The organism is Nonomuraea rhodomycinica, assembly GCF_013363995.1.
Classification (GTDB): Bacteria; Actinomycetota; Actinomycetes; order Streptosporangiales; family Streptosporangiaceae; genus Nonomuraea; species Nonomuraea rhodomycinica.
In genome coordinates this window covers 115,127-138,559 of the sequence record NZ_JABWGO010000005.1, presented here as the reverse complement: position 1 = coordinate 138,559, position 23,433 = coordinate 115,127, and the positions used below count along the sequence as shown (strand labels likewise).

Below are 23,433 nucleotides of genomic sequence, written 5' to 3'. Positions count from 1 at the left end.
GAGAGCGCCTGAGGTCACCGGCCCGCCGATCACGGCTCCGGGATGCGTCCGATCGTTCATCGGCGCGCATCCCGGCGCCGGACGTGCCAGTCTGGGGATGTGCTGAGAGACCGCCCCACCAAGCTCGTGCCTCCCGTGCTGGCCAAGATGGCCGCGTGGTCGGGGTGCCTGATCCTCGTCGGCGTGGTGGTCTACTACTTCGCGCTCGGCGTCGGGCGGCTCAGCTTCGTCGCCCTGCCCGTGGCCGTCGCCCTCCTGCTGACCGCGCTGCTGTTCCCGCTCACCAACAGCCTGCGCCAGGCCGGGATGCGCCCCATCTACGCCACCTGGCTCACCATGCTGGTCGCGCTGGCCATCCTGGCCGGCACCGGCTGGCTGGTCGGGGCCCGCGCCACCGAGGAGTTCCCCAACCTCGTCGAGCAGGTCCAGGCGACCTCCCGCGACGTGCAGAACTGGCTGATCACCGGCCCGCTGCACCTCAAGGAGGCGCAGATCACCAGCTACGTCGACGAGATCGCGACGATGGTCAACACCCAGCGCAGCGCCATCACCGGCACGGTGCTGACCGCGGGCGCCGTCGCCTTCGAGGTGCTGGCCTCGATCGTGCTGCTGCTGTTCGTCACGTTCTTCCTGCTCAAGGACGGCGACCGGATCTGGTCGTGGTTCCTCAAGGCGTTCGGGGAGATGGCGCCGCGCGTCGACCGGGCCGGCCGCGCCGCGTGGACCACGCTCTCCCACTACGTGCAGGGCACCGTGGCCGTCGCCGCCGTCCACGGCCTCATCATGGGCATCGTGCTGGCCGGCATGGGCGTGCCGCTGTGGGCGCCGCTGGCCGTCCTGATCTTCTTCGCCAGCTTCATCCCCATCGTCGGCATCTTCTTCGCCGGCACGGTCGCCACCCTGGTCACGCTGGGCGCCAAGGGTCCGGTGTACGCGCTGATCTTCGTGGGCGTCCTCGTGGTCGAGCAGCAACTGGAGAACCACGTGCTCCAGCCGCTGATCGTGGGCCGGGCCCTCAATTTCCACCCGCTGGCCATCATCATCGTCCTCGCCGTGGGCGGCATCCTCGGCGGCATCGCGGGGGCCGCGGTGGCCGTGCCCGTCGCGGCGGTGATCTACCGGGCGCTGCCCGAGCTGCGCCACGACCAGCCCGCTCTGCCACCGGGCGAGCACGCGGACGAGGACGTGGGGGAGGAGCCCGAGCCCACCGCGCCGCGCCCCGCGGGTTCCGGCGCGCCGCGTCCCCGCAGCGGCGAAGGTCCCGCCTCTGCCGCACCGGCCGGGGCCGATCGGGGGGAAGGTCCTGCCTCCGCCGCGGCACAGGCCGATCGAGGGGAAGGCCCCGCCTCCGCCGCGGCACAGGCCGATCGCGGAGAAAGGCCGGCCGACACCGAGTAACCTCGTCACTCGTGACCCGTACCGCCTGGACCACGCCGTCCCGCGGCGCAGCCCGCCCGGAGGCGCCCCGGCGCCGTGGCGCGCCCGCGACACTCCACCCGCGCACCGGGTGTGACCGCATCACCGCCGGAAGGGCGTACCTTGAGGCTGAGGGGCGCATCAGCGCCCCGGAGCACCACGACGAGGTGAACCCGTGACCGCGACCGACCGCGACGCGGCGGGCTCCCGGCCCGCCCCGCCCACGGACGCCCCGGCCGCGCCCCCGCTGGAGATCCTCATCCAGCGGCTCGACCCCGGCCTGCCGGTGCCCGCCTACGCCCACCCGGGCGACGCGGGCGCCGACCTGCACGCCGCGTGCGACGCCGAGCTGCCGCCCGGCGAGCGCGCCGTGGTGCCGACCGGTGTCGCCATCGCGCTGCCGGAGGGTTACGCCGCGTTCGTCCATCCGCGCTCGGGCCTGGCCTCCCGGCACGGCGTCACGCTGGTCAACGCGCCCGGCACGGTCGACGCCGGCTACCGGGGCGAGATCAAGGTGACGATGATCAACACCGACGCCAGGGAGCCGTTCCTCGTACGGCGCGGCGACCGGATCGCCCAGCTCGTCGTCCAGCGGGTGGAGCGGGCGGCCTTCCGCGAGGTGGCGCGGCTCCCGGAATCGGCGCGCGGAGCCGGCGGGTTCGGCTCGACGGGGCGCTGACCAGGGGCCGAGCAGGGTTCACAGAACGCTGAACAGGGAGAGTGAGAGACGTGTTCCGACGCCGTCGTCGCGAGCAGCCGGAGCAGGCGGCGGCCGACGCCGCGGCCCCGGCCGAGCCCACGCGCGAGTCCGGCCCGTGGGACTCCGACGAGCCCCACCCCGACCACGACCGGATCGACCTCGGCGGCCTTCGGCTGCCGCACAACCCCGACTTCGACGTACGGCTGGCCTCCGTCGGCGACCAGCACATCGGCGTCGTCGTCATCCACGGCGACAGCACGCTGCAGGTGCAGGGGCTGGCCGCGCCCAAGTCCATGGGCCTGTGGGACGAGGTCAAGACCAAGATCACACAGCAGTTGCCGGCCCTGGAGGAGCGGGAGGGCCCGTTCGGGGCCGAGCTGCGCGGCGAGATCACCGCCGACGGCCAGACCCGCCAGGCCCGCTACCTCGGGATCGACGGGCCCCGCTGGTTCCTGCTCGCCGTCGTCCACGGCCCGGCCGCCGCCGACGAGGCCGCGGCGGAGCCGTTCATCGACTTCCTGCGCGACGTCGTCGTCGTCCGCGGCACCGAGCCGATGGCGCGCGAGGAGCCCATCGCCCTGCGCCGTCCCAACGAGCACGGCCCGCAGAGCGACGACCGGCCGGGGCTCAACCCGTTCCGGCGCGGACCTGAGATCAGTGAGATTCGCTGACGACCTCCCATCGCATAGGCTGATTCATCATGACTACGGCAGGGACTCCCAAACGGGGGTTGCGCGGGTTCTTCAGTCGGCTGGCATCCCCCCAGTCCGAGATCGAGGCGCAGATGCTGCGCGAGGACGCCGAGCAGACGGGCGCGACGCCGATCGCCTCGTGTGGCGGCAGGCGCCGATTCTGCGTGGCCGGTACGCTACGTACGGTGACGCTGCGGCCGAGGGGCGGCGCCCCCGCGCTGGAGGCGGAGCTCTACGACGGGTCCGACGTGATCGACCTCGTCTGGCTCGGCCGCCGCAAGATCGCCGGCATCGAGCCCGGACGCATCGTCAAGGCCGAGGGCCTGGTGAGCGTCCAGGACGGCCGTAAGGTGATGTTCAATCCGCGATACGAGCTGCGCCCAGGGAGTTGATCAGGTGAAGGCCGAGGCCGGAGACGCCGCCCACGACACCGTGGAGGCGGCGGTTCGCGCCCAGCTCGCCAAGGCGTTCGGCGGGGTGCGGGGCATCATCGAGGCGGCGGTGCCGACGGCCGCGTTCACGCTGGCCTGGATCGTCACCGAGCAGCTCAAGCTGTCGCTGATCGTCAGCGTCTCGCTGTCGGTGCTGCTGCTCCTCGCGCGGGTCCTGCAGCGTTCGACGCCGCAGTTCGTGATCAACAGTCTGATCGGCATCGCGATCGGCGCGTTCTTCGCCAGCCGCACCGGCGACGCCAAGGACTACTTCCTGCCCGGCATCCTGTGGAACGGCGCCTACTCGGTCGCCATGCTGCTGTCGATCGTCGCCCGGTGGCCCGTGGTCGGGTTCCTCATCGGCTCGGTGACGGGCGACCCGACCGGGTGGCGCCAGGACCCGGGCGTCGTCCGGCTCTGCTCGCGGCTGACCTGGCTGCTGCTGGTCCCGTGCGTGGTGCGGGTGGCGGTGCAGCTCCCGGTGTACCTGTTCGGCGGCGGGGACGAGGCGGTGGCGGCGCTGGGCGTGGCCAAGATCGCCATGGGCTGGCCGCTGCAGATCGCCGCGCTGGCGGCCATGGTGTGGGTGCTCGGCCGCGGCCGCACCCCGATCAACCCCGTGGCCCCGGCCTGACCCTTCGCGACGCCGGTCCACGGGCGGGCTGCCGTCCGCTCGTGACCGGATCGCCGGCGCGGCGCTCCCCGGGCCGGCGGCGCTCGATCCAGGGACTTGCCGGCCCGGACGATCTCCGCAGAATGGGCTCATGCCCTTGCCGACCCCGTCCGACCTCCGGCTCACGCGGGCCGTCCGGCGTTACGTCACCCCCGGAAGCGGAGAGGTCCGCCGCTATCTGCAGCTCATGGGCGGTTTCATGATGCTCCCCGACCGGGAGCTGATCCGCTTCGGCCGTTCCCTGGCCCGGGACGCGCGACGGATCACCGACAAAGATCTTCAGCGGCTGCTGGCGTTCGAGTGGCGCTCGCGGATGACCGCCGGCTGGCTCATCGGCCTCGACCGGCGCACGCGCTTCCGGGAGCAGCTCGGCAGCATGCTCCTGGAGAGCCCGCTCGGCTACGCGAGCGACGGTTACTGCTTCGCGCTCGCGCGCTTCGGAGAGGAGCGCGACGCCGAACTGCTCACCGCCTGTCTCGATCGCCGCCCGCCCCGGGTGGACGACCGTCATCAATGGGGCGACGCGATCGGTGCGCTCGGCCACCTCGACGAGCTCCGGGGCGCGGCTCACGCCGCACGCTTCGTCGTCCAGGGCGGGGCGGTGGATGAGACGGATCTTGCCTACCTCTCGGCCTACATGACGGAGAAGTGCGCGTTCGGCGAGAGTTGCATGGCCGGGACGATCGAGGAGTGGTTGCCGCGGCGGCAGCTCTTCTTCGAACGGTGGCCCTGACGCCATCCCATGCCGGGCGCCGGCGCGGGCGCCCGGGGGAAGCCTTGGTGGTGGCGCTGGGTCAGTGCTGCGACAGCAGGTGGGCGAGCTCCTGCTCCACCTCCTGGGTGGCCACGAACAGCAGCTCGTCGCCCGCCTCCAGCGGGTCGTCGTCGGAGGGCACCAGGACCCGCCCCTCGCGCAGGATCGCCACGAGCGCCGAGTCGGCCGGCCACGGCACCGAGCCGGCCCGCTGGCCCACCACGGGCGCGTCCTCGGCGAGCGTGAGCTCCACCAGGTTGGCCTGACCCTGCCGGAACGTCAGCAGGCGCACCAGGTCGCCGACGCTCACCGCCTCCTCGACGAGGGCGCTCAGCAGGCGCGGCGTCGAGACGGCCACGTCCACGCCCCACGACTCGTTGAACAGCCACTCGTTGTTGGGGTGGTTGATCCGGGCGACCACGCGCGGCACGCCGTACTCGGTCTTGGCCAACAGCGACACGACCAGGTTGACCTTGTCGTCCCCCGAGGAGGCGACGACGACGTGGCAGTTGTTGAGGCCGGCCTCGTCGAGCGAGGCGATCTCGCAGGCGTCGGCGAGCAGCCACTCGGCCCGCGGCACGCTGTCGATCTTGATGGCCTTGGGGTCCACGTCGATGAGGAGGACCTCGTGGCCGTTCTCCAGCAGCTCGGCGGCGATGGACCGGCCCACGGCCCCGGCCCCCGCGATCGCGACGCGCATCAGTCGTCCTTCTCCGGTGCGGCGGCGAGCACCTTGTTGATCCGGTCCATGTCGTTCTCGGCGCCGATCACGTGCAGGATGTCGCCCTCCTGCAGCACGGTGTCGTCCGCCACGACCAGCGACTCGCCCATGCGGTTGATGAACGCGGCCCGGCACCGCGCCCTGGGCTCCAGATCGACGGCGCGCGTGCCGATCCAGGACGGGTGCACGGGCACCTCGGCCAGGACGACGCGGCCGGTCGGGTCGCGCCACAGCGGCTCGGCGCCCTCCGGCAGGACGCGCCGCAGGATCTGGTCGGCCGTCCAGCGCACGGTCGCCACCGTGGGAATGCCCAGGCGCTGGTAGACCTCGGCCCGCCGCGGGTCGTAGATGCGGGCCACGACGTTGTCGACGCCGAACGTCTCCCGCGCCACCCGGGCGGAGATGATGTTGGAGTTGTCGCCGCTGGAGACGGCCACGTACGCGGCGGCGGACTCGATGCCCGCGTCGGTGAGCACGTCGCGGTCGAACCCGATGCCCGTCACCCGCCGGCCGCGGAACCCCGCCCGCAACCGGCGGAACGCCTGCGGATCGCGGTCGATGATCGCGACCGAATGGCCGCCGTCCTCGAGGATGTGGGCCAGGGTCGAACCGACCCGCCCACACCCCATGATCACTATATGCATACTCCCCCGCATCTCGCGGTCGGCCGGTTGCTCGACACCAGTATGGCCTGATAGGGGAGCGCTCCGATGCGTGGCCATAACGGAGACTAGGCTCTGGTTACGTGGCGAAGGTGACAGATCTTCTGAAACGCGTCCTGGTGGGCCGGGCGCTGCGCAGCGGCCAGCTGCACGAGCAGCTCCTGCCCAAGCGCATCGCCCTGCCCGTGTTCGCGAGCGACGCGCTGTCCTCCGTGGCGTACGCGCCACAGGAGATCCTCGTCATCCTGTCGCTGGCCGGGGTCTCGTTCTACACCTACAGCCCCTGGATCGCCCTGGCCGTGGTGGTCGTCATGCTGACGGTCGTCGCGTCGTACCGGCAGAACGTGCACGCCTACCCGAGCGGCGGCGGCGACTACGAGGTGGCCACCACCAACCTCGGCCGCAACGCCGGCCTGACGGTGGCCAGCGCCCTCATGGTCGACTACGTGCTGACCGTGGCGGTGTCCGTGGCCAACGGCGTCGACTACGTGGGCGCCACGATCCCGTTCGTCGGCGAGCACAAGCCCGCCGTGGCCATCGCCATCGTCGTCCTGCTGACCGTGGTCAACCTGCGCGGCCTGCGCGAGTCGGGCGTCGCCTTCGCCATCCCGACGTACGCGTTCATGGTCGCGGTGATCGGGCTCGTCGCGTGGGGCGGGTTCCGGCTGCTGGTGCTCGGCGACGAGCTGCGCGCGCCCAGCGCCGGCTTCGGCATCGTGCCCGAGCAGACCAACCTGACGGCGTTCGCCGCCGCGTTCCTCGTGCTGCGCGCGTTCTCCTCCGGCTGCGCCGCGCTGACCGGCGTGGAGGCCATCAGCAACGGCGTGCCGGCCTTCCGCAAGCCCAAGAGCAGGAACGCCGCCACCACCCTGCTCATGATGGGCGTGGTCGCGATCACCATGTTCGGCGGCATCATCGCGCTCGGGCTGGCCTCCGGGGTGAAGGTGGCCGAGCCGTCCGTGGTGGCCACCGACCTGCTCAAGCCGGACGGCACGCCCGTCGGCCCCGGCTACTACCAGCAGCCGATCATCGCGCAGGTGGCCGACGCGGTGTTCGGCGGCGGCTCGGCGGCGTTCGTGGTGATCTCCGCGGTGACCGCGCTCATCCTGTTCCTGGCGGCCAACACCGCCTTCAACGGCTTCCCGGTGCTCGGCTCGATCCTGGCCCAGGACCGCTACCTGCCGCGCCAGCTCCACACCCGCGGCGACCGCCTGGCCTTCTCCAACGGCATCGTCATCCTCGCCGCGGCGGCGTGCCTGCTGCTGTGGGGGTTCAACGCGGACGTCAGCCGCCTGCTGAACCTCTACATCGTCGGCGTCTTCGTCTCCTTCACGCTCAGCCAGACCGGCATGGTCATCCACTGGACCCGCCACCTGCGCACGGAGACCGACCCGGGCGCCCGCCACCGCATGCACCGCTCCCGGGCCATCAACTTCTTCGGCGGCATCATGACCGGGCTCGTGCTCATCGTCGTGCTGCTGACCAAGTTCCTGGTCGGCGCGTGGATCGTGTGCCTGGCCATGCCGATCCTGTTCCTCATGATGAAGGGCATCCGCCGGCACTACGACAACGTGGCCGCCGAGCTGGAGCTCACCGGCGAGTACGACGCGTCCATGCTGCCGGCCCGCAACCACGCGATCGTGCTCGTCTCCAAGATCCACAAGCCGACCCTGCGGGCCCTCGCCTACGCCCGCGCCACCCGGCCCTCCACGCTGGAGGCCGTCACCGTGGGCGTGGACGACGAGGAGTCGCGCCAGCTCCAGGAGGAGTGGGAGCGGCGGGGCATCCCGGTGCCGCTGAAGATGCTGCACTCCCCGTACCGGGAGATCACCCAGCCGATCCTCGACTACGTCAAGACGCTGCGCCGGCGCTCGCCGCGCGACGTGGTGACGGTCTTCATCCCCGAGTACGTGGTCGGCCACTGGTGGGAGCACCTGCTGCACAACCAGAGCGCGCTGCGGCTGAAGGCCCGGCTGCTGTTCAAGCCCGGGGTGATGGTGACGAGCGTGCCCTGGCAGCTGCACTCCTCCGACCGGCTCAAGGGCCGCCCGGAGCCGTTCGCGGCCGGCTCGGTGCGCCGCTCCTGGCAGGACGTCGTCAAGGACCAGGGCATCGAGACCCGCTGACGTCCGCCGCCGCCCGCGCGGGTGGGTCCCGGCGGGGTGCGGCGGGCGGCGAGGGGCCGTCCGGGCAGGGCATAGGGTGTCGATGTGGAAGCGGAACAGGCATCTTTGGAGCTCACGGTCGGCCCGGTCGCGCACGGAGGCTGGTGCGTCGCCCGGCACGAGGGCCGCGTGGTCTTCGTCCGGCATGCCCTGCCCGGCGAGCGCGTCGTCGCCGCCGTGACCGAGGAGACGACCCGCTTCCTGCGGGCCGACGCCGTGGAGATCCTGGAGCCCTCGCCCGACCGGGTCGTCCCGCCCTGCCCCTACGCCGGCCCCGGCCGGTGCGGCGGCTGCGACTGGCAGCACGCCACGCTGGAGGCGCAGCGCGCGCTCAAGGCCGACGTGGTGGCCGAGCAGTTGCGGCGGCTCGCCGGCATCGACCGCAAGGTCGTGGTGGAGGAGGTGCCGGGGGCACCCGACGGCCTCGGCTGGCGCACCCGCGTGCAGTTCGCCGTACGCGGGGACGGCGTGCCGGGCTTCCGCAAGCACCGCTCCCACGACATCCAGCCCGTCGACGCGTGCCTGATCGCCCACCCCGAGGTGGAGGCGGTCGGGGCCGAGCTGCGCGAGTGGCCCGGCGCGGCGGGCGTCGAGGTGATCGCCTCCACGGGCGGCGACCGCGCCGTCGTGGTCAAGCCGCGCCCGCGCCGCACCGTGGCCGTGCCCGACCTCGACGCGCCCGCCTCGATCCTGGTCGACCAGGGCAAGGGCCGCACGGTGCCGCGGCGCGGCCCGGGCGTGCTGCGCGAGCGGGTCGGCGACCGGGAGTTCCGGGTCTCGGGCAGCGGGTTCTGGCAGGTCCATCCCGGCGCCGCCGAGACGCTGCTGGACGCCGTCCTGACCTTCGCCGCGCCGGAGCCGGGGGAGTGGGCCCTCGACCTCTACTGCGGGGTGGGGCTGTTCGCCGCGGGCCTGGCCGAGGCGGTGGGGCCCGAGGGGGCGGTCTTCGGCCTGGAGTCGGAGGAGGCGGCGGTCCGCGACGCCCGGGCCAACCTGCGCGACCTGCCGCAGGCGCGGATCGAGCGCGGCCGGGTGGAGGAGGCGCTGGACCGCTTCCAGATCGAGCGCGCCGACGTGGTCGTGGTCGACCCGCCCCGCGCGGGCCTCGGCCGCGAGGTGGTGGACCGCGTCGCGAGCCTGGAGGCGCCGCGCGTCGTGTACGTCTCGTGCGACCCGGCGACGCTGGCCCGCGACGTGGCGTGGCTGGGGGAGCGCGGGTACGGCCTGGCCGACCTGCGCGCGTTCGACGCCTTCCCGATGACCCACCACGTGGAGTGCGTGGCGCTGCTCGTCCGCGGGTGAGCTAGAGCCCGCGCACCAGCGCGACGGAGAAGGGCAGGCTCGGCGTGCCCTCGCCCAGCGGGCCGCCCTTGTCGAACTGCGAGCGCACGACGTACAGGCCGTCCCGGTGCCACGTCAGCGTGGTCGGGAGCTGGAGCGCCTCGTCGGTCAGCCGCCGCTCGACGCGCGCCGTCGTGCCGTCCCGGGTGACCCGCCACCGGCTGATCGTGTCGACGGTGTTGTGCACCGCCCACAGCGTCGCGCCGCGCAGTTCCAGCCCGTCGGCGTGCAGCATGTCGCCCCCCTCCAGCGCGACCTTGCGGACGGCGCGGGTGGCGAGGTCCACGCGGTAGAGGCCGCCGCCCGTCATGTCCGCCGTCAGCAGGTAGCGGCCGGCGGGGTCGGTGACGATCCCGTTCAGCGTGTACGTGCCGGGAGCGCTCGCGCCGACGGCGTCGCTCAGATCCGCGTACGGCGTGAGCGGCGCCCGGCCGCCGTGGGCCCGGGCGAGCTGGCGGGGGGTGACCCGGTAGACGACGGCCCGCGCGCTGTCGGTGAGGTAGGCGGCGCCGTCCGGCGCGATGGCGACGTCGTTGACGAACGTCGGCTCGTCCCCCTCGACCTCGAAGCGGGCGAGCGGGGCGCGGGTGCGCGTGTCGTAGACGGTGACGCCGCTGGTGGAGTCGGTGACCCACAGCCGTCCGGCGCGGTCGGCCTCCAGGCCGTTGGCGGTGTGCCGGCCGTCGGCGCCGGCCGGCAGGAACGTCTCGGCGACCCGCCGCCCGGGCGTCATGCGGAACACGGTGCCGTCGGTGTAGGAGCCGGCGTACAGCTCGCCGGTGCGCGGATCGGCGGTGACGCCCTCGGGGTACACCCGGGCGCCGGGCAGCTCGAACGCGGTGGAGACGGTCGCGGCCGGGGCGGCCAGGGCAGCGGGGGCGGCCGGGCGGGCCGCCAGGGCGGCGGAGGTGGGGCCGGCGAGCGTGAGGGCGAGGGTCGTGCCCGCTACGGCGGCGACGGTACGGAGGGAAGGCATGAGTCACTCGCAAGGGTTCGACTATTAGAACGAGTACGTACGATAGTTAGAGTTCTAATACCTGTCAACGTCGGCTGAACAGGGTCGTTACCATGCGGAGATGACCTCGATGCCCGTCCCCGAGCGCCTGGGCTTCCACCTGAAGCGGGCGGAGCAGGCGCTCAACGCGGCCAAGAACGCCGCGTTGAGGCCCGCCGGCCTCACCGTGCCGCAGTACTCGGCGCTGCTCCACCTCGCGCAGAGTCCGGGCATCTCGGCCGCCGCGCTCGCCCGGGCGTGCGGCGTGACGCCGCCCACCATGAACACCGTCCTCAAGAACCTCCAGGAGCAGGGCCTGATCGAGCGGACGCCGCACGAGTGGCACAAGAACATCCTGGAGACGCGGCTCACCGCGAAGGGCGCGCAGGTGATGGCCACCGCCGACGCCAACGCCGTACGCGTCGAGCGCGGGCTCGCCGGCGCCTTCAGCGACGAGGAACGCGAGACCCTGATCGCGCTGCTGGCGCGCTGCGTCGAGCACCTGGAGGGGGCACGGCCCGCCTAGGGCCTGTCTTCAAAGTGATCGGGTCAGGTCGGCTGCCACGTGGTCAGGGCGGGTGCGGGGCCGGCCGCGGCTGAGGCGGGGAACGCGAATGGCCTGCAGCACCTGCTGCAGGCGGGTGCAGTCGTTGACGTTCCCGCCGGTCACCAGGAACGCCAGCGGCCGGCCTGCACCGTCGCAGGCCAGATGAATCTTGCTGGTCAGTCCGCCGCGGGATCGTCCGAGGGCGTGATCGGATGGCTCGCCGGCGCCTGGCCCGCCATTTTCACCCCGGGAGATCACATTGAAGACACGACCTAGCGCGCACGCCAGGCCGGACCCCTGGGCGCGTGGCCGGTTCTGTCGGTGCTGGCGGGCACCAACGCTGGTCGGTCCTCCCTCGCGCATGCTGAACGGCCAGCTCCTGGTCGGCCCGGTGGGGCAGGGGGCGGCCGGCTGGTAATCGGATGGCGTCCCCGGGACGGGGTCGTTAGGGTCGCGTCGTGATCTACGAACATCCCCTGGCCTACCTGCTCGGCGTCGAGGGGGTCGCGCTGCTGCGCTCCTTCAGGGGTGAGCACGACCGCGACTTCGTGGAGGCGCGGCTGGGCGAGATCCGGAGGCTCCTCGGCGACGAGGCGCTGGTGGGCGCGGCCGTCGAGGTGGCGGACGTGGACGCCGTCGAGGGATACCGCGTCTGGTCCGGCACCTACGACGGGCCCAACGGCCTATTCGACATCGAGGAGCCCGTCGTCGGGCGGATCCTCGACGGCCTTCCGGCGGGCGACGCGCTGGACGCGGCCTGCGGCACCGGCCGGGTGGCGGCGGCGCTGGCCGGGCGCGGCCACCGGGTCATCGGCGTGGACGGCTCGCCCGACATGCTCGCGCGGGCGCGCGCCCGGGTGCCGAGGGCCGTGTTCTCGCTCGGCGACCTGGGCGACCTGCCGGTGCCCGACGACGCCGTGGACCTCGTGGTCTGCTCCCTCGCCCTGACGCACGTCCCGTCGCTCGGGCCGGCGATGGCCGAGTTCGCCCGGGTGCTGCGTCCCGGCGGGCATCTGGTGATCTCGGACATGCATCCCGAGGGGGTGGCGCGGGGCTTCGTCCCGCCCGTACGGCTGGCGGACGGGCGGCCGGGCCGGATCGCCACCTACCGTCACGCGGTCGGCGACTACCTGCGCGCGGCCCTGTCGGCGGGGCTGCAGGTGCGCCGCTGCGAGGAGCCGAGGATCGCCGACACGCCACCCGCGCACGACACTCCACCTGCGGCCGACACGTCACCTCAGGTTGAGGCGCCACCTGAGGCCGCCCCCTCCTCGGCCGAGGTGGTCGCGGTCTGGGACGTCTGGCCCTGGTCGCTGGCCGGCCTGGTGCCGGAGGCCGCCCGGGCCGCCTACGGCGACGTGCCCTCGATGCTCATCTGGCACTTCCAGCTCCCGGCGTCCGGCTCCTGACGCCGGACGCCGGACGCCCCGCCGTACACCTTGGGTGATCTTGATTTCCGGCGTGGTCGCGGGCACCATCGGCGCATGATCAAACGCTGGCTCGCCATCACCCGCTCCTACGGCGTCCCGGTGGCCGTGCCCGCCTGGGCCGTGGCCGCCGGAGTGGTCGCCTTCACGGCGATGCTGTACGTTCTGGCCGCATGCCTTCCGCCTGATTCGCTCCAATAACGGCGGATATGCGCAGGGCAGGTCTTCACCCGAGGCGCATAGATGGTCCTCCGAGGCGGGGGTGTCTCTACCTGCTCCCCTCGACGCCAGATGCCCGAGGGCCCGCCGCGTGGCAGGCTGACCCACGGTGGCCGGGCCTTCACGGAACGGGGCGACGCGGGCGGCTGCGAGACGTCGTCCGCGCAGGCTCGGAGGCATGGCCACCGGCAGGCAGGTCCCCGACGGAAGGAGCACGAATGAGCAGCAGTGTCGTGGCGCGCCGGCTCAACGACCACGTCGAGATCCACCACGTCGACCGGCCGGACGTGGTGCTGGAGGTGCCGCGCAAGGACTTCGCCGACCTGATCGCGGCGGTCATGCCGCTGGAGGCCGAGGTCACGGAGTCAGCGGCCTGACGTCCACGGCGCGGGCGGGCGTCACGGAGCTCGCGGCCTGACGTCTCATCCCCCTGCCGAAGCCCCCGCCGGTCTGGTGCCCGGCGGGGGCTTCCCGCCTCACCCGCACGGCCACGGCCGCTGCGCACGGTCAAGGGACAGGCTTTTATCGGCATTCCGGTCGTCCGTTTGCCGGGAAAGCGGACGTGGTGGTCATGTGGGGCGTACGGTGCGCCACATGCGTCCCCAGAGAAGGGTTCTGGCGATGACCGGGACCGCGCTCGCCGGCGGGTGAGCGTCGCCCTGGTCGTGGCCGGGCTGCTCGGTCCCGGAGCCTCGGGGCAGCTCCCCGCCTGGAACGCGGGACACGCCGCCCTGCCGCCCCCGGCCGCCGGGGAGGACGTTCCCGAGCCGGCCCGGCAGCCGAGCCCCGACGCCGGTCAGCGCACCGCGTTCCTGCACCGGCTCGAAGGCATCGCCCCGTGGCTGGCGCCCGAGGAGGGCGCGGCGCTGAGCCGCGCCCGCGCCACCTGCCGCGACATCCGGCAGGGCAAGCCGCCGGGCGAGCTGGTCAGCGACGCCCAGGAACGCTTCACCGACGTGACCAGGCGGCAGGCCGCCGAGATCGTCGAGGCGGTCCAGGAGTGGTGCCCCCGCCCCTGAGCACCCCTCGGCAAGGGCTCACAGGCGCGGGTCCACCGGCTCCGACTCCAGGGCGAGGACCGCGAAGACCGGCTCGTGGACCCGCCACGCCGGCTCACCCTCGCACAGCCGGGCCAGGGCCTCCAGCCCCAGCGCGTACTCCCGCAGCGCCATCGACCGCTTCTTGCCGAGGAAGCGCCTGCGCAGCACGTCCAGCGACTCGGTGTAGTCCGGCCCGTAGATGATGCGCAGGTACTCGCGGCCCCGGACCTTCACCCCCGGCTGCACCCGTCCCGGCGTGTACGCGGCGGGCTTGACCACCATGCCCTCGCCGCCCTCGGCCGTCAGCGACTCCCACCAGGCCACCGCCCCGGCCCGCGACTCCTCCGACTCCAGCGACACGAACCGGTGGCGCGTGTGCGTGATCAGCGGCGAGTCCAGCAGGGCCAGCGTGGACAGGTGCCAGGCGTGCGGCTCCAGCGCCGTGGCCCGGCCCTCGCAGGCGAGGATCTGGAACGGCGCCACCCGCACCCCGTCCAGCCCGTCGACCGGCCAGCAGTACCGGGCGTAGGCGTCGCGGAACAGGGCAGCGTTGGAGGAGCGGCGCCGGGTGCGCGACAGCAGTCCGCCCACATCCAGTCCGCGCCCGGCCGCCGCTTCCAGGGCCGCCACGGCCTCGGGCAGCGCCACCCGCGCCGCGGCTCCCACCGAGGCGTACTGGGTTCTGATCAGCTCGCCCGCCTTGGCCGACCAGGGCAGCAGCTCGCAGTCCAGCACCACCCAGTCGGAGCCGAGCTCCGCCCACAGCGGCGCGCACGCCTCGCGCAGCCGGTCCACGAGCGGCCCGTTGTCGGCGAAGAACGGCCGGCCGGTACGCGTGTACACGGCGCCGGTGCTCCCGTCGGTGACGCCGAACCGGTCGCGCGCCGCCTCCGGCGTCCGCGCGAGGACGGCCACGGCCCGCGAGCCCATGTGCTTCTCCTCGCACACGACCTCGCCGACCCCGGCGGCGGCGAACTCCGCGAACGCCTCGGCCGGGTGCTCCAGGTAGCCGTCCAGCGTGGACGTCTCCGGCGGCGCCATCGTCGGCGGCAGGTAGACCAGCCAGCGCGGGTCCACCGCGAAGCGGCTCATCACCTCCAGCGCGGCGGCGGCGTTCTCCTCCATCACCTTGACCCGCGGGCCGAAGCGGGTCTCGACGTACCGGGTGCCCCGCACGTCGTCGATGTCCAGCATGCCCGGCTCGCGGACCGAAGCGGCCGGGCCGCCGAGCGGCTTGACCGGCTCGTACCAGACCTTCCGCGCCGGCACGCTCACCAGCTCCCGCTCGGGGTAGCGCAGCGCGGTCAGCGCGCCGCCGAACACGCAACCCGTGTCGAGGCAGATCGTGTTGTTGACCCACTCGGGCCGCACGGTCGGGGTGTGGCCGTAGACGACCATGGCCCGGCCCCGGTAGTCGTCGGCCCACGGGTAGCGCACGGGCAGGCCGTACTCGTCGGTCTCCCCGGTCGTCTCCCCGTACAGGGCGAACGAGCGGACCCGCCCGGACGCCCGCCCATGGTAGGACTCCTTCAGGCCGGCGTGCGCGACGACCAGCCGCCCGCCGTCGAGCTGGTAGTGGCTGATCAGCCCGTCCATGAACGCCCGCGCCCGCTCCCGGAACTCCGGCGGCTGCGCGGCGAGCTGGTCCAGCGACTCCTGGAGCCCGTGCGTGGCCCGCACGTTGCGGCCGTTGAGCGCGCGCACCAGCTTCTGCTCGTGGTTGCCGGCCACGCACAGCGCCGTGCCCGCCTCGACCATGTCCATGACCAGCCGCAGCACGCCCGGCGTGTCGGGGCCGCGGTCCACCAGGTCGCCGACGAACACCGCCGTGCGCCCCTCCGGGTGCCGCAGCCCCTGCCAGCCGAGCCGCGCGAGCAGCTCCTCCAGCTCGGCGCGGCAGCCGTGCACGTCGCCGATGACGTCGAACGGGCCCGTCAGCTCCCGCTTGTCGCTCCACGCCTTCTCGTACGTCACCGAGGCGTTCTCGACGGCGTCGAGCCCGCGCAGCACGTGGACCTTGCGGAAACCGTCCTTGGAGATCTTCGACAGCGAGCGGCGCAGCTCCTTGCGCTGCCGGATCACCACGCCCGGCCCGAAGTCGCGGTCGGGACGGGCGGCGTTGCGCTCGATCGCCGTCTCCTCGGGCACGTCCAGCACGATGGCGTCGGCCAGCACGTCGTGCCGCCGGGCCAGGTCGATGAGCGCCTTGCGGGCGCCGTACTGCACGTTCGTCGCGTCCACCACGGTCAGCAGGCCGCGCGCCAGGCGCACGCCCACGATGTGGTGGAGCAGCTCGAACGCCGCCGGCGTCGCCGACTGGTCGTTCTCGTCGTCGGCGACCAGGCCGCGGCAGTAGTCGGACGAGATCACCTGCGTCGGCTTGAAGTGCCGGGCCGCGAACGTCGACTTCCCGCTGCCCGACACCCCGACCAGCACCACCAGGGACAGCTCAGGAACGCTGATCACGGGTGAACACTCCCATCTGCGTCGGCGGACCGACCTCGGGGTCGTCCTCGCCCACGGGTGACAGGGCGACGGTGTAGCCGTGGCGGGCGGCCACCTCCGAGGCCCACGCCGCGAACTCCGCCCGCGTCCACTCGAAGCGGTGGTCGGGGTGGCGCAGCCCGGTCAGGAACTCGTAGCGCACGTTGTACTCGATGTTCGGGGTGGTGACGAGCACGTGCCGCGGCCGGGCGTGGCCGAACACGACCCGCTCCAGCGCGGCCAGGCGCGGCGGGTCCACGTGCTCGATCACCTCCATGAGCACGGCCCCGTCGTAGCCGGTCAGCCGCTTGTCGGTGTACGTGAGCGCCCCCTGGAACAGGGTCAGCCGCTCGCGCTTGGCGGCCGGCATGCGCTCCAGCTTCAGCTTGCGCGCCGCGATGGTCAGGGCCATGGGCGAGACGTCCATGCCGCCCACGCGGGCGAAGCGCGGCCGGGCCAGCAGCGCGCCGACCAGCTCGCCCTGGCCGCAGCCGAGGTCGATGACGCTGGTCGCGCCCAGCTCCTCCAGGGTGCGCAGCACGGCCTCGCGCCGCTTCCCGCTGAGCGAGCGAGGGGCGGCGGGCGCGTCCTCGCGCTCGGTCGCGGCGTCCGCCGGCTCGGTGGCGGCGTCGTCCGGTTCGGCGGGCGAGTCCTCCAGCTCGGTGGCGGCGTCCTCCGGTTCGGCGGCCGGGGTCGTGGGGGAGGGCTCCTCCGGGATGGCCGGCTCCAGCGCCTCCTCCGTCTCGTCGCCCAGCTCCGCCAGCCGCGTCAGCGCCGCACGGGCCAGCGTCCACCGCCGGCCGAGGTAGCGCCGCGTGATCAGCGTCCGCTCCGGGTGCGCGCCCAGCCAGCCCTCGCCGGCCCGGACGAGCTTGTCCACCTCGTCCGGCGCGATCCAGTAGTGCTTGGCGTCGTCGAGCACGGGCAGCAGCACGTACAGGTGGTTGAGCGCGTCGGCCAGCCGCACGGTCCCGGTGAGGGTGAGCGTCACGTACCGCGAGTCGCCCCACTCGGGGAACCCCTCGTCGAGCGGCACGGCCTCCGCGGACACCTCCCAGCCGAGCGGCTCGAACAGCCGCCGCGCCAGGTCGGGGCCGCCCCGGCAGGGCAGCGCGGGCAGCCGGATCTCCAGCGGCAGCGCTGTGGCCGCCAGCTCCGGCCGGGCCGCGCACCGCCCCGCCCGCGCGGTGCGGAACACGTCGGCGAGCGCGACGGCCAGCAGGGACGAGGCGGCGTAGGGCCGGTCGTTGACGTACTGCGACAGGCTGAAGTCCGGCGAGCCCTTCCCGCGTGAGCGGGCCAGAGTCACCGGGTCGACCTCCAGGAGGAGGGCGGCGGTGCAGCGCTCCTCGCCCGCCTCCGGGTAGAACACGGTGGCCTTGCCGGACGACTGCCCGAACTCCTGCACCCGGTCGGGATGCTTGTGCAGCAGGAAGCCCAGGTCGCTCGCCGGTCTCGCGGTCGTCGAGATCGTCAGCAGCACGCGCCAAGTGTGCCGGTCCCGGACGAACCACGCCAACCGATATATCGGCTGACGATCGCCTGCGGATCAGACGTGCGGCAGCACCTCGGCGGCGATGAGCTCCAGGTGCTCGGCGTCGGACAGGTCCATCACCTGGAGGTACACGCGCTCGGCCCCCAGCTCCCCGAGCCGCCCGAGTTTGTCGACGACCTCGGCGGGAGTGCCGGCGAGCCCGTTGCGGCGCAGGTCGGCGAGGCCCGTGCCGATCGCCGCCGCGCGCCGCTCCAGCTCGGCCTGGTCGCGGCCCACGCACACGGTCTGCGCCGCCGACAGCACGAGCGCGCGCCCGGTCTCCTCGGCCGCCCGCCGTACCCGGTCGAAGGCCGCGCCCGTCTCCTCGGGCGAGTGGAACGGCACGTTGTACTCGTCGGCGTACGTCGCCGCCAGCCGGGGCGTGCGCTTGGCGCCGAGGCCGCCGATGATGATCGGCGGGCTCGGGCGCTGCGCCGGCTTGGGCAGCGCGGGGGAGTCGACCAGCCGGTAGTAGGCGCCCTCGAACGAATACGGCCCGTCGGACGTCCAGAGCCCGCGGACGATCTCCAACTGCTCCTCGAACCGGCCGAAGCGCTCCGCCACCGGCGGGAACGGGATGCCGTACGCCGCGTGCTCACGGTCGTACCAGCCCGTGCCGAGGCCCAGCTCGACCCGGCCGCCGCTCATCTGGTCCACCTGCGCCACGGTGATCGCCAGCGGTCCCGGCAGCCGGAACGTGGCCGGGGTCACCAGCGTGCCGAGCCTGATCCGGGAGGTCTCCCGCGCCAGCCCGGCCAGCATGGTCCACGCGTCCGTGGAGCCCGGCCCCGGGTCGCCGGCGGTGATGCGCAGATAGTGGTCGGACCGGAAGAACGCGTCGAAGCCCAGCCGCTCGGTCGCCTGGGCGACGGCGAGCAGGTCGTCATAGGTGGCGCCCTCCTGGGGCTCCGTGAAGATCCGCAACTTCATGTCGTCATTATCGGCATAGAGCGGACGGCATCCGGAGAACGGCCCCGGTGAAGCCGTCCGGCTTGCTACCGTCGCGATCGACGCTCTGTGTGATCGGCCGACGACTCGGGGTGGCGCATGTCTGGTTCGCGGCTGTCCGGCCCGCGGTCGTCCGGCTCGCGACCGCCCGGGACGGATGCTTCCGGAACGCGGTCGTCCGGGACGGATGCCTCCGGAACGGCGGCGTCCTCTCGCGGGCGGGCGGCCGAGGGGCGGCGCGCGCGGCCCGACGGCACGCTTCCGCGCCCGCTGGCGTTCCTGGCGGCGCTGGGGCTCGCGGGCGTGACCGCGGTGGCGGTCACGCTGCTGCCGCCCCGCGCCCTGCCCGACCTCGTACCGCCGGCGGTGTCCCCCGCGCTCGCCCGGCCCCGGCCTCCCGGGGCGTCCTCCTCCGCCGCGACCGGACCCGCGGCGTTCGTCCGCTTCGCCGAACCCGGCCGCGACCCCGACCTCGACCTCGCCGCCGACGCCCGCCGCACCGGGTCGCGCTGGTACGCCCTCGCCCACCTGGTCGCCGGCCCCGCTCCCTGCACCCCTGCCTGGACCACCGCCTCCACCCCGCCCGCGAAGGACACCGCACCCGCGAAGGACACCGCACCCGCGAAGGACACCGCACCCGCGAAGGACACCGCACCCGCCAAGGACACCGCACCCGCGACCGACGCCCCGCCCTCGGAGGGCACCGTCCCCACGCCGTCCCCCAGCCTCCCGGCCGACCCCGGAACGACCGACGACGGGGACGCGCCGGCCGAGAAGCCCAGGACCACGGCCACGGACGAAGAGCCCGCGTCCCGCGGCGAGGAGCAAGGCGACGAGGAGAGGGAGCGCGCACTCGCCGCGGCGATCCGTGCGCTGCGGGACGAAGGGGGCGGTGCCGGCCTCGTGCTCGGCGGCCCCCGGGGCCGTGACCTGGCCGCCGCCTGCCCCACCCCGGAGAGCCTGGCCGCCGCGTACGGCGCCGCCGTCTCCCGGCTCGGCGCCGCGTACCTCGACGTGGAGGCGCGCGACGCCGCCGACCGGCCCGCCGTGGTCCGCCGGGCGCGCGCCCTGCGGCTGCTCCAGCAGCAGCGGCGGCTGCCCGTGACGTTCACGCTGCCCCTGCACGAGAACGGCCTGGCCGCACGCGACGTGGCGATGCTGCACCTCACCCGCCTGTACGGCGCCGACATCGCCACCGTCGACCTGCTGGCCACGATCGAGCCGGCCGGCTCGGCCCCGGGCAGGCTGCGGCGCGTCGCGTCGGCCGTGCGCGCGGCCGTCCGGCAGGTCGCCCGGGTGCAGGGCCTGGACGGACCCGCCGACGCCTGGCACCGGGTCGCCCTCACCCCCGTCCTGCACGACGCCGCCGACCTGACCGAGACCGACGCCCGGGCGCTGGCCGCGTTCGCCGCCCACAACGACCTGGCCTGGCTGTCCCTGCGCGGCGCCGAACCGGAGCCGGCCGTGGCCCGCGTCCTCGCGCACACACTGGCCTGACCCGCCGCGGCCCATGCCCTGGCCCGACCCCGCCCGGCCCGATCCCGCCCGGCCGCTTGACTTCCCCGATGCCGTGCCTTTCCCGGAACTATAGGATTCCGGCAAGTGAAGATGACGTCGCCGGCGAGGGGGAGGGCGGTGGCAGGCCAGGCGCTCACAGCGCGCAAGGTCCTCGTCTACTGGATGGACGGCGCGGTCGCCCTGCTGGCGCTGACCCTCATGGGCATGGTGGTCACGGCGTTCGCGGAGGGGACGATCTCCGTGCCGCACGCCGTGGCCGCGGGAGCCTGCCTGGCCGGCACGTGCGGGCTCTTCCCGTTCCTGCTGCGTGAGGCGTTCGACACGCGTCCGGCGCCCAGCGTCCGGCTCGTGCTGGCGGGGCTGCTGGCGGTCGGCGCGCTGGCGCTGGTGCCGCCCGCGACGGCCGGCACCGGCGACGGGATGTGGGCCATGGTGATGTTCCTGTGGCTGTCGGCCGCGGTGCTGTACCTGCCGCTCTGGGCCGCGTGGTGCACCGGCGCGGTCGTGCTCGCGCTGACGACCGCCACGGTCGCCCTGCTCACCCGCCAGCCGTGGCAGCCGGTCCTGCTCGTCCAGGCGATCACGGCCGTGCTGATGAGTGTCGCCATGTGGCTGTGGCGGTGGCTGTGGTGGACGATCAGGGACGCCCACGACGGCAAGGAGGCCAAGGCGAGCCTGGCCGTGGCGGAGGAGCGGCTGCGCTTCGCCCGCGACCTGCACGACCTGCTCGGGCACAGCCTGTCGGTGATCTCGCTGAAGAGCGAGCTGGCCGCCAAGCTGGCCACCCGGGCCGCGGCCGAGGGCAAGGCGGCGCGGGAGATGGCCGACGTGCGGCGGCTGGCCGTGGAGGCGCTGGCCGAGGTGCAGGTCGCCGTGGACGGCTACCGGACCCTCGACCTGGACGAGGAGCTCGACGGCGTGCGGGCCGCGCTGGAGGCGGCCGGCGCCCGCTGCGAGATCGACGCCGCCACGGCCGGTCTGTCGCCCGGAGCCCGGGTGCTGCTCGCCTGGGCGGTCCGCGAGGGGGCCACGAACGTCCTCAAGCACAGCGCGGCCACGCGGTGCTCGATCACGATCCGCGACGGCGCGCTGGAGATGCGCAACGACGGCGTCCGCGTCCCCGCAGAGCCGCGTGGCGCGGGCGGCGGCAGCGGGCTGCGGGGCCTGGCGGAGCGGCTGGCCGCCGCGGGCGGCGCGGTCACGGCCGGGCCCGGCCCCGCCGGCGAGTTCGTCCTGAAGGCGGTGGTGCCGGCGTGAGCGGGGAGGCGAGCCGGATCCGGGCCGGGCGGACGGGAACCGGGTGGATCGCGGCCGCCCGGGCCAGGGCCGGCCGGTTACGGCGCAGACGAGTGACGAAGCTGGACAAGGTCCGCTGGCTCATCGTCTACTCCACGGACCTCGTCCAGCTGGTCAACCTGGCCGGTCTCCTGGAGCTGTACGTGCGCTGGGAGCAGGGCCTGATCGGGGCGCCGCTGGCGATCGCGGTGAGCGTGCTGCTGGTCGTCCTGTTCGTGCTCGCGGCCCGCAGCTTCCGCCTCGCGGTCAGGGGCGGCGAGCGGCCCATGGCCCTGCTGTGGGTCTCCGGCGTGGTCGCGCTCGCCCTGTCGGTCTTCTGGGTGATCTGGGCGCCGGTGCTGTGGCTGGGCATGCTGCTGCCGTACGCGCGCCGGCGTGTCGTCATCGCGGCGGCCGCGGCGTCGGTCGTGGCGTTCAGCGCCTACCTGGCGCTGTTCGCGGGCGGCGTGCTGTGGGTCCTCGTCGTCCTCCAGGCGGGCATCACCGCGTTCATCCTGTGCTGCGTCGGCGCGAACCTGTGGCTGTGGCGGCTGGCCAAGGAGGCCCACGAGGGCCAGGAGGCCAGGGCGCTGCTGGCCGTCTCGGAGGAGCGGCTGAGGTTCGCCCGCGACCTCAACGACCTGCTCGGGCAGAGCCTGTCCGGCATCTCGGCCGGGGCCGCGCGGGCCGAGGAACTGCTCGCGTCCGACCCCGAGGCGGCCGCGCGGCGCATGTACGAGGTGCGCGACGCGGCCCGGCAGGCGCTGCGCGAGGTGCGCGCGACCGTGCAGAGCTATCGCACGCTCGACCTCGACGAGGTGCTCGCCAGCGTACGGGCGGTCCTGGAGGCGGCGGGCGTGCGCTGCGCCGTGGACGCCGACACCGCGGCGCTCGGGCCCGAGACCCGGACGCTGCTCGCGACCGTGGTCCGGGAGGGCGCGACGAACGTGCTCAAGCACAGCAAGGCCGAGCGCTGCACGATCACGATCAAGGATGGGGTGCTGGAGATGTCCAACGACGGGGTGAGCGGCCCGGTGGGCGAGCACGCGCCGGACGGGCTGGGCGGCCTGTCGCGGCGGGTCGGCGCGGCGGGCGGCACGCTGCATGCCGCGCCCACGCGCGAGGGCGCGTACGTGCTGCGCGCGGCGGTGCCGGCATGACCGCGCGGATGGCCGGGCGGGCGGCAGGGCGGACGGCCGGGCGGACGGCCACGCGGATGGCCGGGCGGATGGCCGGGCTGGCGGCCGGGACGACTGCGGCGAAGGGGACGGCGGGATGACGACGCGGGTGCTGCTGGCCGACGACGAGAACTTGATCCGCGGTGCCCTGGCCGCGCTGCTCGACCTGGAGGACGGCATCGAGGTGGTCGCCCAGGTCGGCAGGGGCGACCAGGTGCTGGCCGCCGTGACCGAGCACCGCCCCGACGTGGCCGTGCTCGACATCGAGATGCCCGGCATGGACGGGCTGAGCGCCGCCGAGCAGATCAGCTCCCAGTGCAAGATCGTCATCCTGACCAGCCTGGGCCGCCCCGGCTACCTGCGGCGGGCGATGGCCGCCGGTGTCAGCGGCTTCCTCGGCAAGGACGCCTCCGCCGAGGAGCTGGCTATGGCCATCCGCAAGGTCCAGTCGGGCGGGCGCTACCTGGACGCCGAGCTGGCCGCCGCCGCGATGGCGGCCGGCGACAGCCCGCTCACCGACCGGGAACGCGACGCGCTGCGCCTCGCGGGCGACGGCGCGACGATCGCGCGGATCGCGGGCGAGCTGCACCTGACCGAGGGCACGGTGCGCAACTACCTGTCCAGCGCGATGACCAAGCTCAACGCGCAGAACCGGCTGGAGGCCATCCGTACCGCACAGCGCATGGGCTGGCTGTGAGGCTCCGCGTCAAGATT

23 protein-coding genes and 1 pseudogene are annotated in these 23,433 nt (G+C 73.8%); 17 read left to right on the top strand and 7 right to left on the bottom strand.

Features of this window, described 5'->3' with window-relative positions; translation table 11 throughout:
- The first annotated feature begins 99 nt into the window (after nt 1–99).
- The 6 genes from HT134_RS22175 (at nt 100) to HT134_RS22150 (ending at nt 4,645) form a co-directional block, all read left to right on the top strand.
- On the top strand, nt 100–1,398 hold the full coding sequence (locus tag HT134_RS22175) for an AI-2E family transporter (protein WP_175602369.1): 1,299 nt from the start codon (nt 100–102) through the stop codon (nt 1,396–1,398).
- A gap of 265 nt (nt 1,399–1,663) precedes the next feature.
- Nucleotides 1,664–2,095 carry a dUTP diphosphatase gene (gene dut, locus HT134_RS22170; protein ID WP_217708247.1) on the top strand — a complete coding sequence of 144 codons (432 nt, stop codon included), beginning with the start codon at nt 1,664–1,666 and terminating at the stop codon, nt 2,093–2,095.
- Between the two features lie 50 nt (nt 2,096–2,145).
- Nucleotides 2,146–2,787, top strand: a complete 642-nt coding sequence (locus tag HT134_RS22165; protein WP_175602367.1) for a DUF3710 domain-containing protein — start codon at nt 2,146–2,148, stop codon at nt 2,785–2,787.
- A gap of 29 nt (nt 2,788–2,816) precedes the next feature.
- Nucleotides 2,817–3,200: an OB-fold nucleic acid binding domain-containing protein gene (locus HT134_RS22160; RefSeq protein WP_175602366.1), complete on the top strand. Its 384-nt coding sequence runs from the start codon at nt 2,817–2,819 to the stop codon at nt 3,198–3,200.
- Between the two features lie 4 nt (nt 3,201–3,204).
- Nucleotides 3,205–3,873, top strand: a complete 669-nt coding sequence (locus HT134_RS22155) for a DUF3159 domain-containing protein (RefSeq protein ID WP_175602365.1) — start codon at nt 3,205–3,207, stop codon at nt 3,871–3,873.
- A gap of 130 nt (nt 3,874–4,003) precedes the next feature.
- Nucleotides 4,004–4,645, top strand: coding sequence for a DUF6000 family protein (locus HT134_RS22150; protein WP_175602364.1), 642 nt, complete (start codon nt 4,004–4,006; stop codon nt 4,643–4,645).
- A gap of 61 nt (nt 4,646–4,706) precedes the next feature.
- Here the strand turns inward: HT134_RS22150 and HT134_RS22145 are convergent, their stop codons facing one another.
- Nucleotides 4,707–5,366, bottom strand: a complete 660-nt coding sequence (locus tag HT134_RS22145) for a potassium channel family protein (protein WP_175588327.1) — start codon at nt 5,364–5,366, stop codon at nt 4,707–4,709.
- Complete coding sequence (locus HT134_RS22140) at nt 5,366–6,031, bottom strand: potassium channel family protein (RefSeq protein ID WP_175588328.1); 666 nt, start codon at nt 6,029–6,031, stop codon at nt 5,366–5,368. The genes HT134_RS22145 and HT134_RS22140 overlap by 1 nt, the downstream gene beginning before the upstream one ends.
- 101 nt (nt 6,032–6,132) lie before the next feature.
- Here HT134_RS22140 and HT134_RS22135 point away from each other — a divergent pair, with 101 nt between their 5' ends.
- The gene (locus tag HT134_RS22135) at nt 6,133–8,175 is read left to right on the top strand and encodes an APC family permease (protein WP_175602363.1); all 2,043 of its coding nucleotides are present in this window, start codon (nt 6,133–6,135) and stop codon (nt 8,173–8,175) included.
- Nucleotides 8,176–8,259: 84 nt separating this feature from the next.
- Nucleotides 8,260–9,516, top strand: a complete 1,257-nt coding sequence (locus HT134_RS22130) for a class I SAM-dependent RNA methyltransferase (RefSeq protein WP_175602362.1) — start codon at nt 8,260–8,262, stop codon at nt 9,514–9,516.
- Between the two features lies 1 nt (nt 9,517).
- Here the strand turns inward: HT134_RS22130 and HT134_RS22125 are convergent, their stop codons facing one another.
- The gene (locus tag HT134_RS22125) at nt 9,518–10,531 is read right to left on the bottom strand and encodes an SMP-30/gluconolactonase/LRE family protein (RefSeq protein WP_175602361.1); all 1,014 of its coding nucleotides are present in this window, start codon (nt 10,529–10,531) and stop codon (nt 9,518–9,520) included.
- A gap of 100 nt (nt 10,532–10,631) precedes the next feature.
- On the opposite strand from HT134_RS22125, the gene HT134_RS22120 reads away from it, so the two are divergent.
- A complete protein-coding gene (locus tag HT134_RS22120) occupies nt 10,632–11,075 on the top strand; it encodes a MarR family winged helix-turn-helix transcriptional regulator (protein ID WP_217708201.1) in 444 nt (147 codons plus the stop codon).
- A 27-nt stretch (nt 11,076–11,102) separates the two neighbouring features.
- On the opposite strand, the pseudogene HT134_RS22115 reads toward HT134_RS22120, so the two are convergent.
- Nucleotides 11,103–11,300: pseudogene (locus HT134_RS22115) on the bottom strand (transposase); the annotation flags it as partial.
- A 254-nt stretch (nt 11,301–11,554) separates the two neighbouring features.
- On the opposite strand from HT134_RS22115, the gene HT134_RS22110 reads away from it, so the two are divergent.
- From HT134_RS22110 to HT134_RS22095, 4 genes are all read left to right on the top strand, one after another.
- Nucleotides 11,555–12,505, top strand: coding sequence for a class I SAM-dependent methyltransferase (locus HT134_RS22110; protein ID WP_175602360.1), 951 nt, complete (start codon nt 11,555–11,557; stop codon nt 12,503–12,505).
- A gap of 75 nt (nt 12,506–12,580) precedes the next feature.
- Nucleotides 12,581–12,724: a hypothetical protein gene (locus tag HT134_RS22105; RefSeq protein ID WP_175602359.1), complete on the top strand. Its 144-nt coding sequence runs from the start codon at nt 12,581–12,583 to the stop codon at nt 12,722–12,724.
- Nucleotides 12,725–12,960: 236 nt separating this feature from the next.
- Nucleotides 12,961–13,119 (top strand): hypothetical protein, encoded by a 159-nt coding sequence (locus tag HT134_RS22100; RefSeq protein WP_175588333.1) that lies wholly within the window; start codon nt 12,961–12,963, stop codon nt 13,117–13,119.
- Between the two features lie 270 nt (nt 13,120–13,389).
- On the top strand, nt 13,390–13,761 hold the full coding sequence (locus HT134_RS22095; protein ID WP_175602358.1) for a DUF732 domain-containing protein: 372 nt from the start codon (nt 13,390–13,392) through the stop codon (nt 13,759–13,761).
- An 18-nt stretch (nt 13,762–13,779) separates the two neighbouring features.
- Here HT134_RS22095 and HT134_RS22090 read toward each other — a convergent pair whose 3' ends face one another.
- The 3 genes from HT134_RS22090 to HT134_RS22080 form a co-directional block, all read right to left on the bottom strand.
- Complete coding sequence (locus tag HT134_RS22090; RefSeq protein WP_175602357.1) at nt 13,780–16,248, bottom strand: polynucleotide kinase-phosphatase; 2,469 nt, start codon at nt 16,246–16,248, stop codon at nt 13,780–13,782.
- On the bottom strand, nt 16,232–17,749 hold the full coding sequence (locus HT134_RS22085) for a 3' terminal RNA ribose 2'-O-methyltransferase Hen1 (protein ID WP_175602356.1): 1,518 nt from the start codon (nt 17,747–17,749) through the stop codon (nt 16,232–16,234). Before HT134_RS22085 ends, HT134_RS22090 begins: the two co-directional genes overlap by 17 nt.
- A gap of 66 nt (nt 17,750–17,815) precedes the next feature.
- Complete coding sequence (locus HT134_RS22080; protein WP_175602355.1) at nt 17,816–18,730, bottom strand: LLM class F420-dependent oxidoreductase; 915 nt, start codon at nt 18,728–18,730, stop codon at nt 17,816–17,818.
- A 321-nt stretch (nt 18,731–19,051) separates the two neighbouring features.
- Here HT134_RS22080 and HT134_RS22075 point away from each other — a divergent pair, with 321 nt between their 5' ends.
- The 4 genes from HT134_RS22075 to HT134_RS22060 all read left to right on the top strand — a co-directional run bounded on the left by HT134_RS22075 (nt 19,052) and on the right by HT134_RS22060 (nt 23,416).
- On the top strand, nt 19,052–20,245 hold the full coding sequence (locus tag HT134_RS22075; protein WP_175602354.1) for a hypothetical protein: 1,194 nt from the start codon (nt 19,052–19,054) through the stop codon (nt 20,243–20,245).
- 138 nt (nt 20,246–20,383) lie between these two features.
- Entirely contained in the window at nt 20,384–21,523 is a 1,140-nt protein-coding gene (locus HT134_RS47695) for a sensor histidine kinase (protein WP_217708200.1), read from the top strand.
- Between the two features lie 92 nt (nt 21,524–21,615).
- Entirely contained in the window at nt 21,616–22,701 is a 1,086-nt protein-coding gene (locus tag HT134_RS22065; RefSeq protein WP_175602352.1) for a sensor histidine kinase, read from the top strand.
- Between the two features lie 115 nt (nt 22,702–22,816).
- On the top strand, nt 22,817–23,416 hold the full coding sequence (locus HT134_RS22060) for a response regulator transcription factor (RefSeq protein WP_175602351.1): 600 nt from the start codon (nt 22,817–22,819) through the stop codon (nt 23,414–23,416).
- The last annotated feature ends 17 nt before the right edge of the window (nt 23,417–23,433 follow it).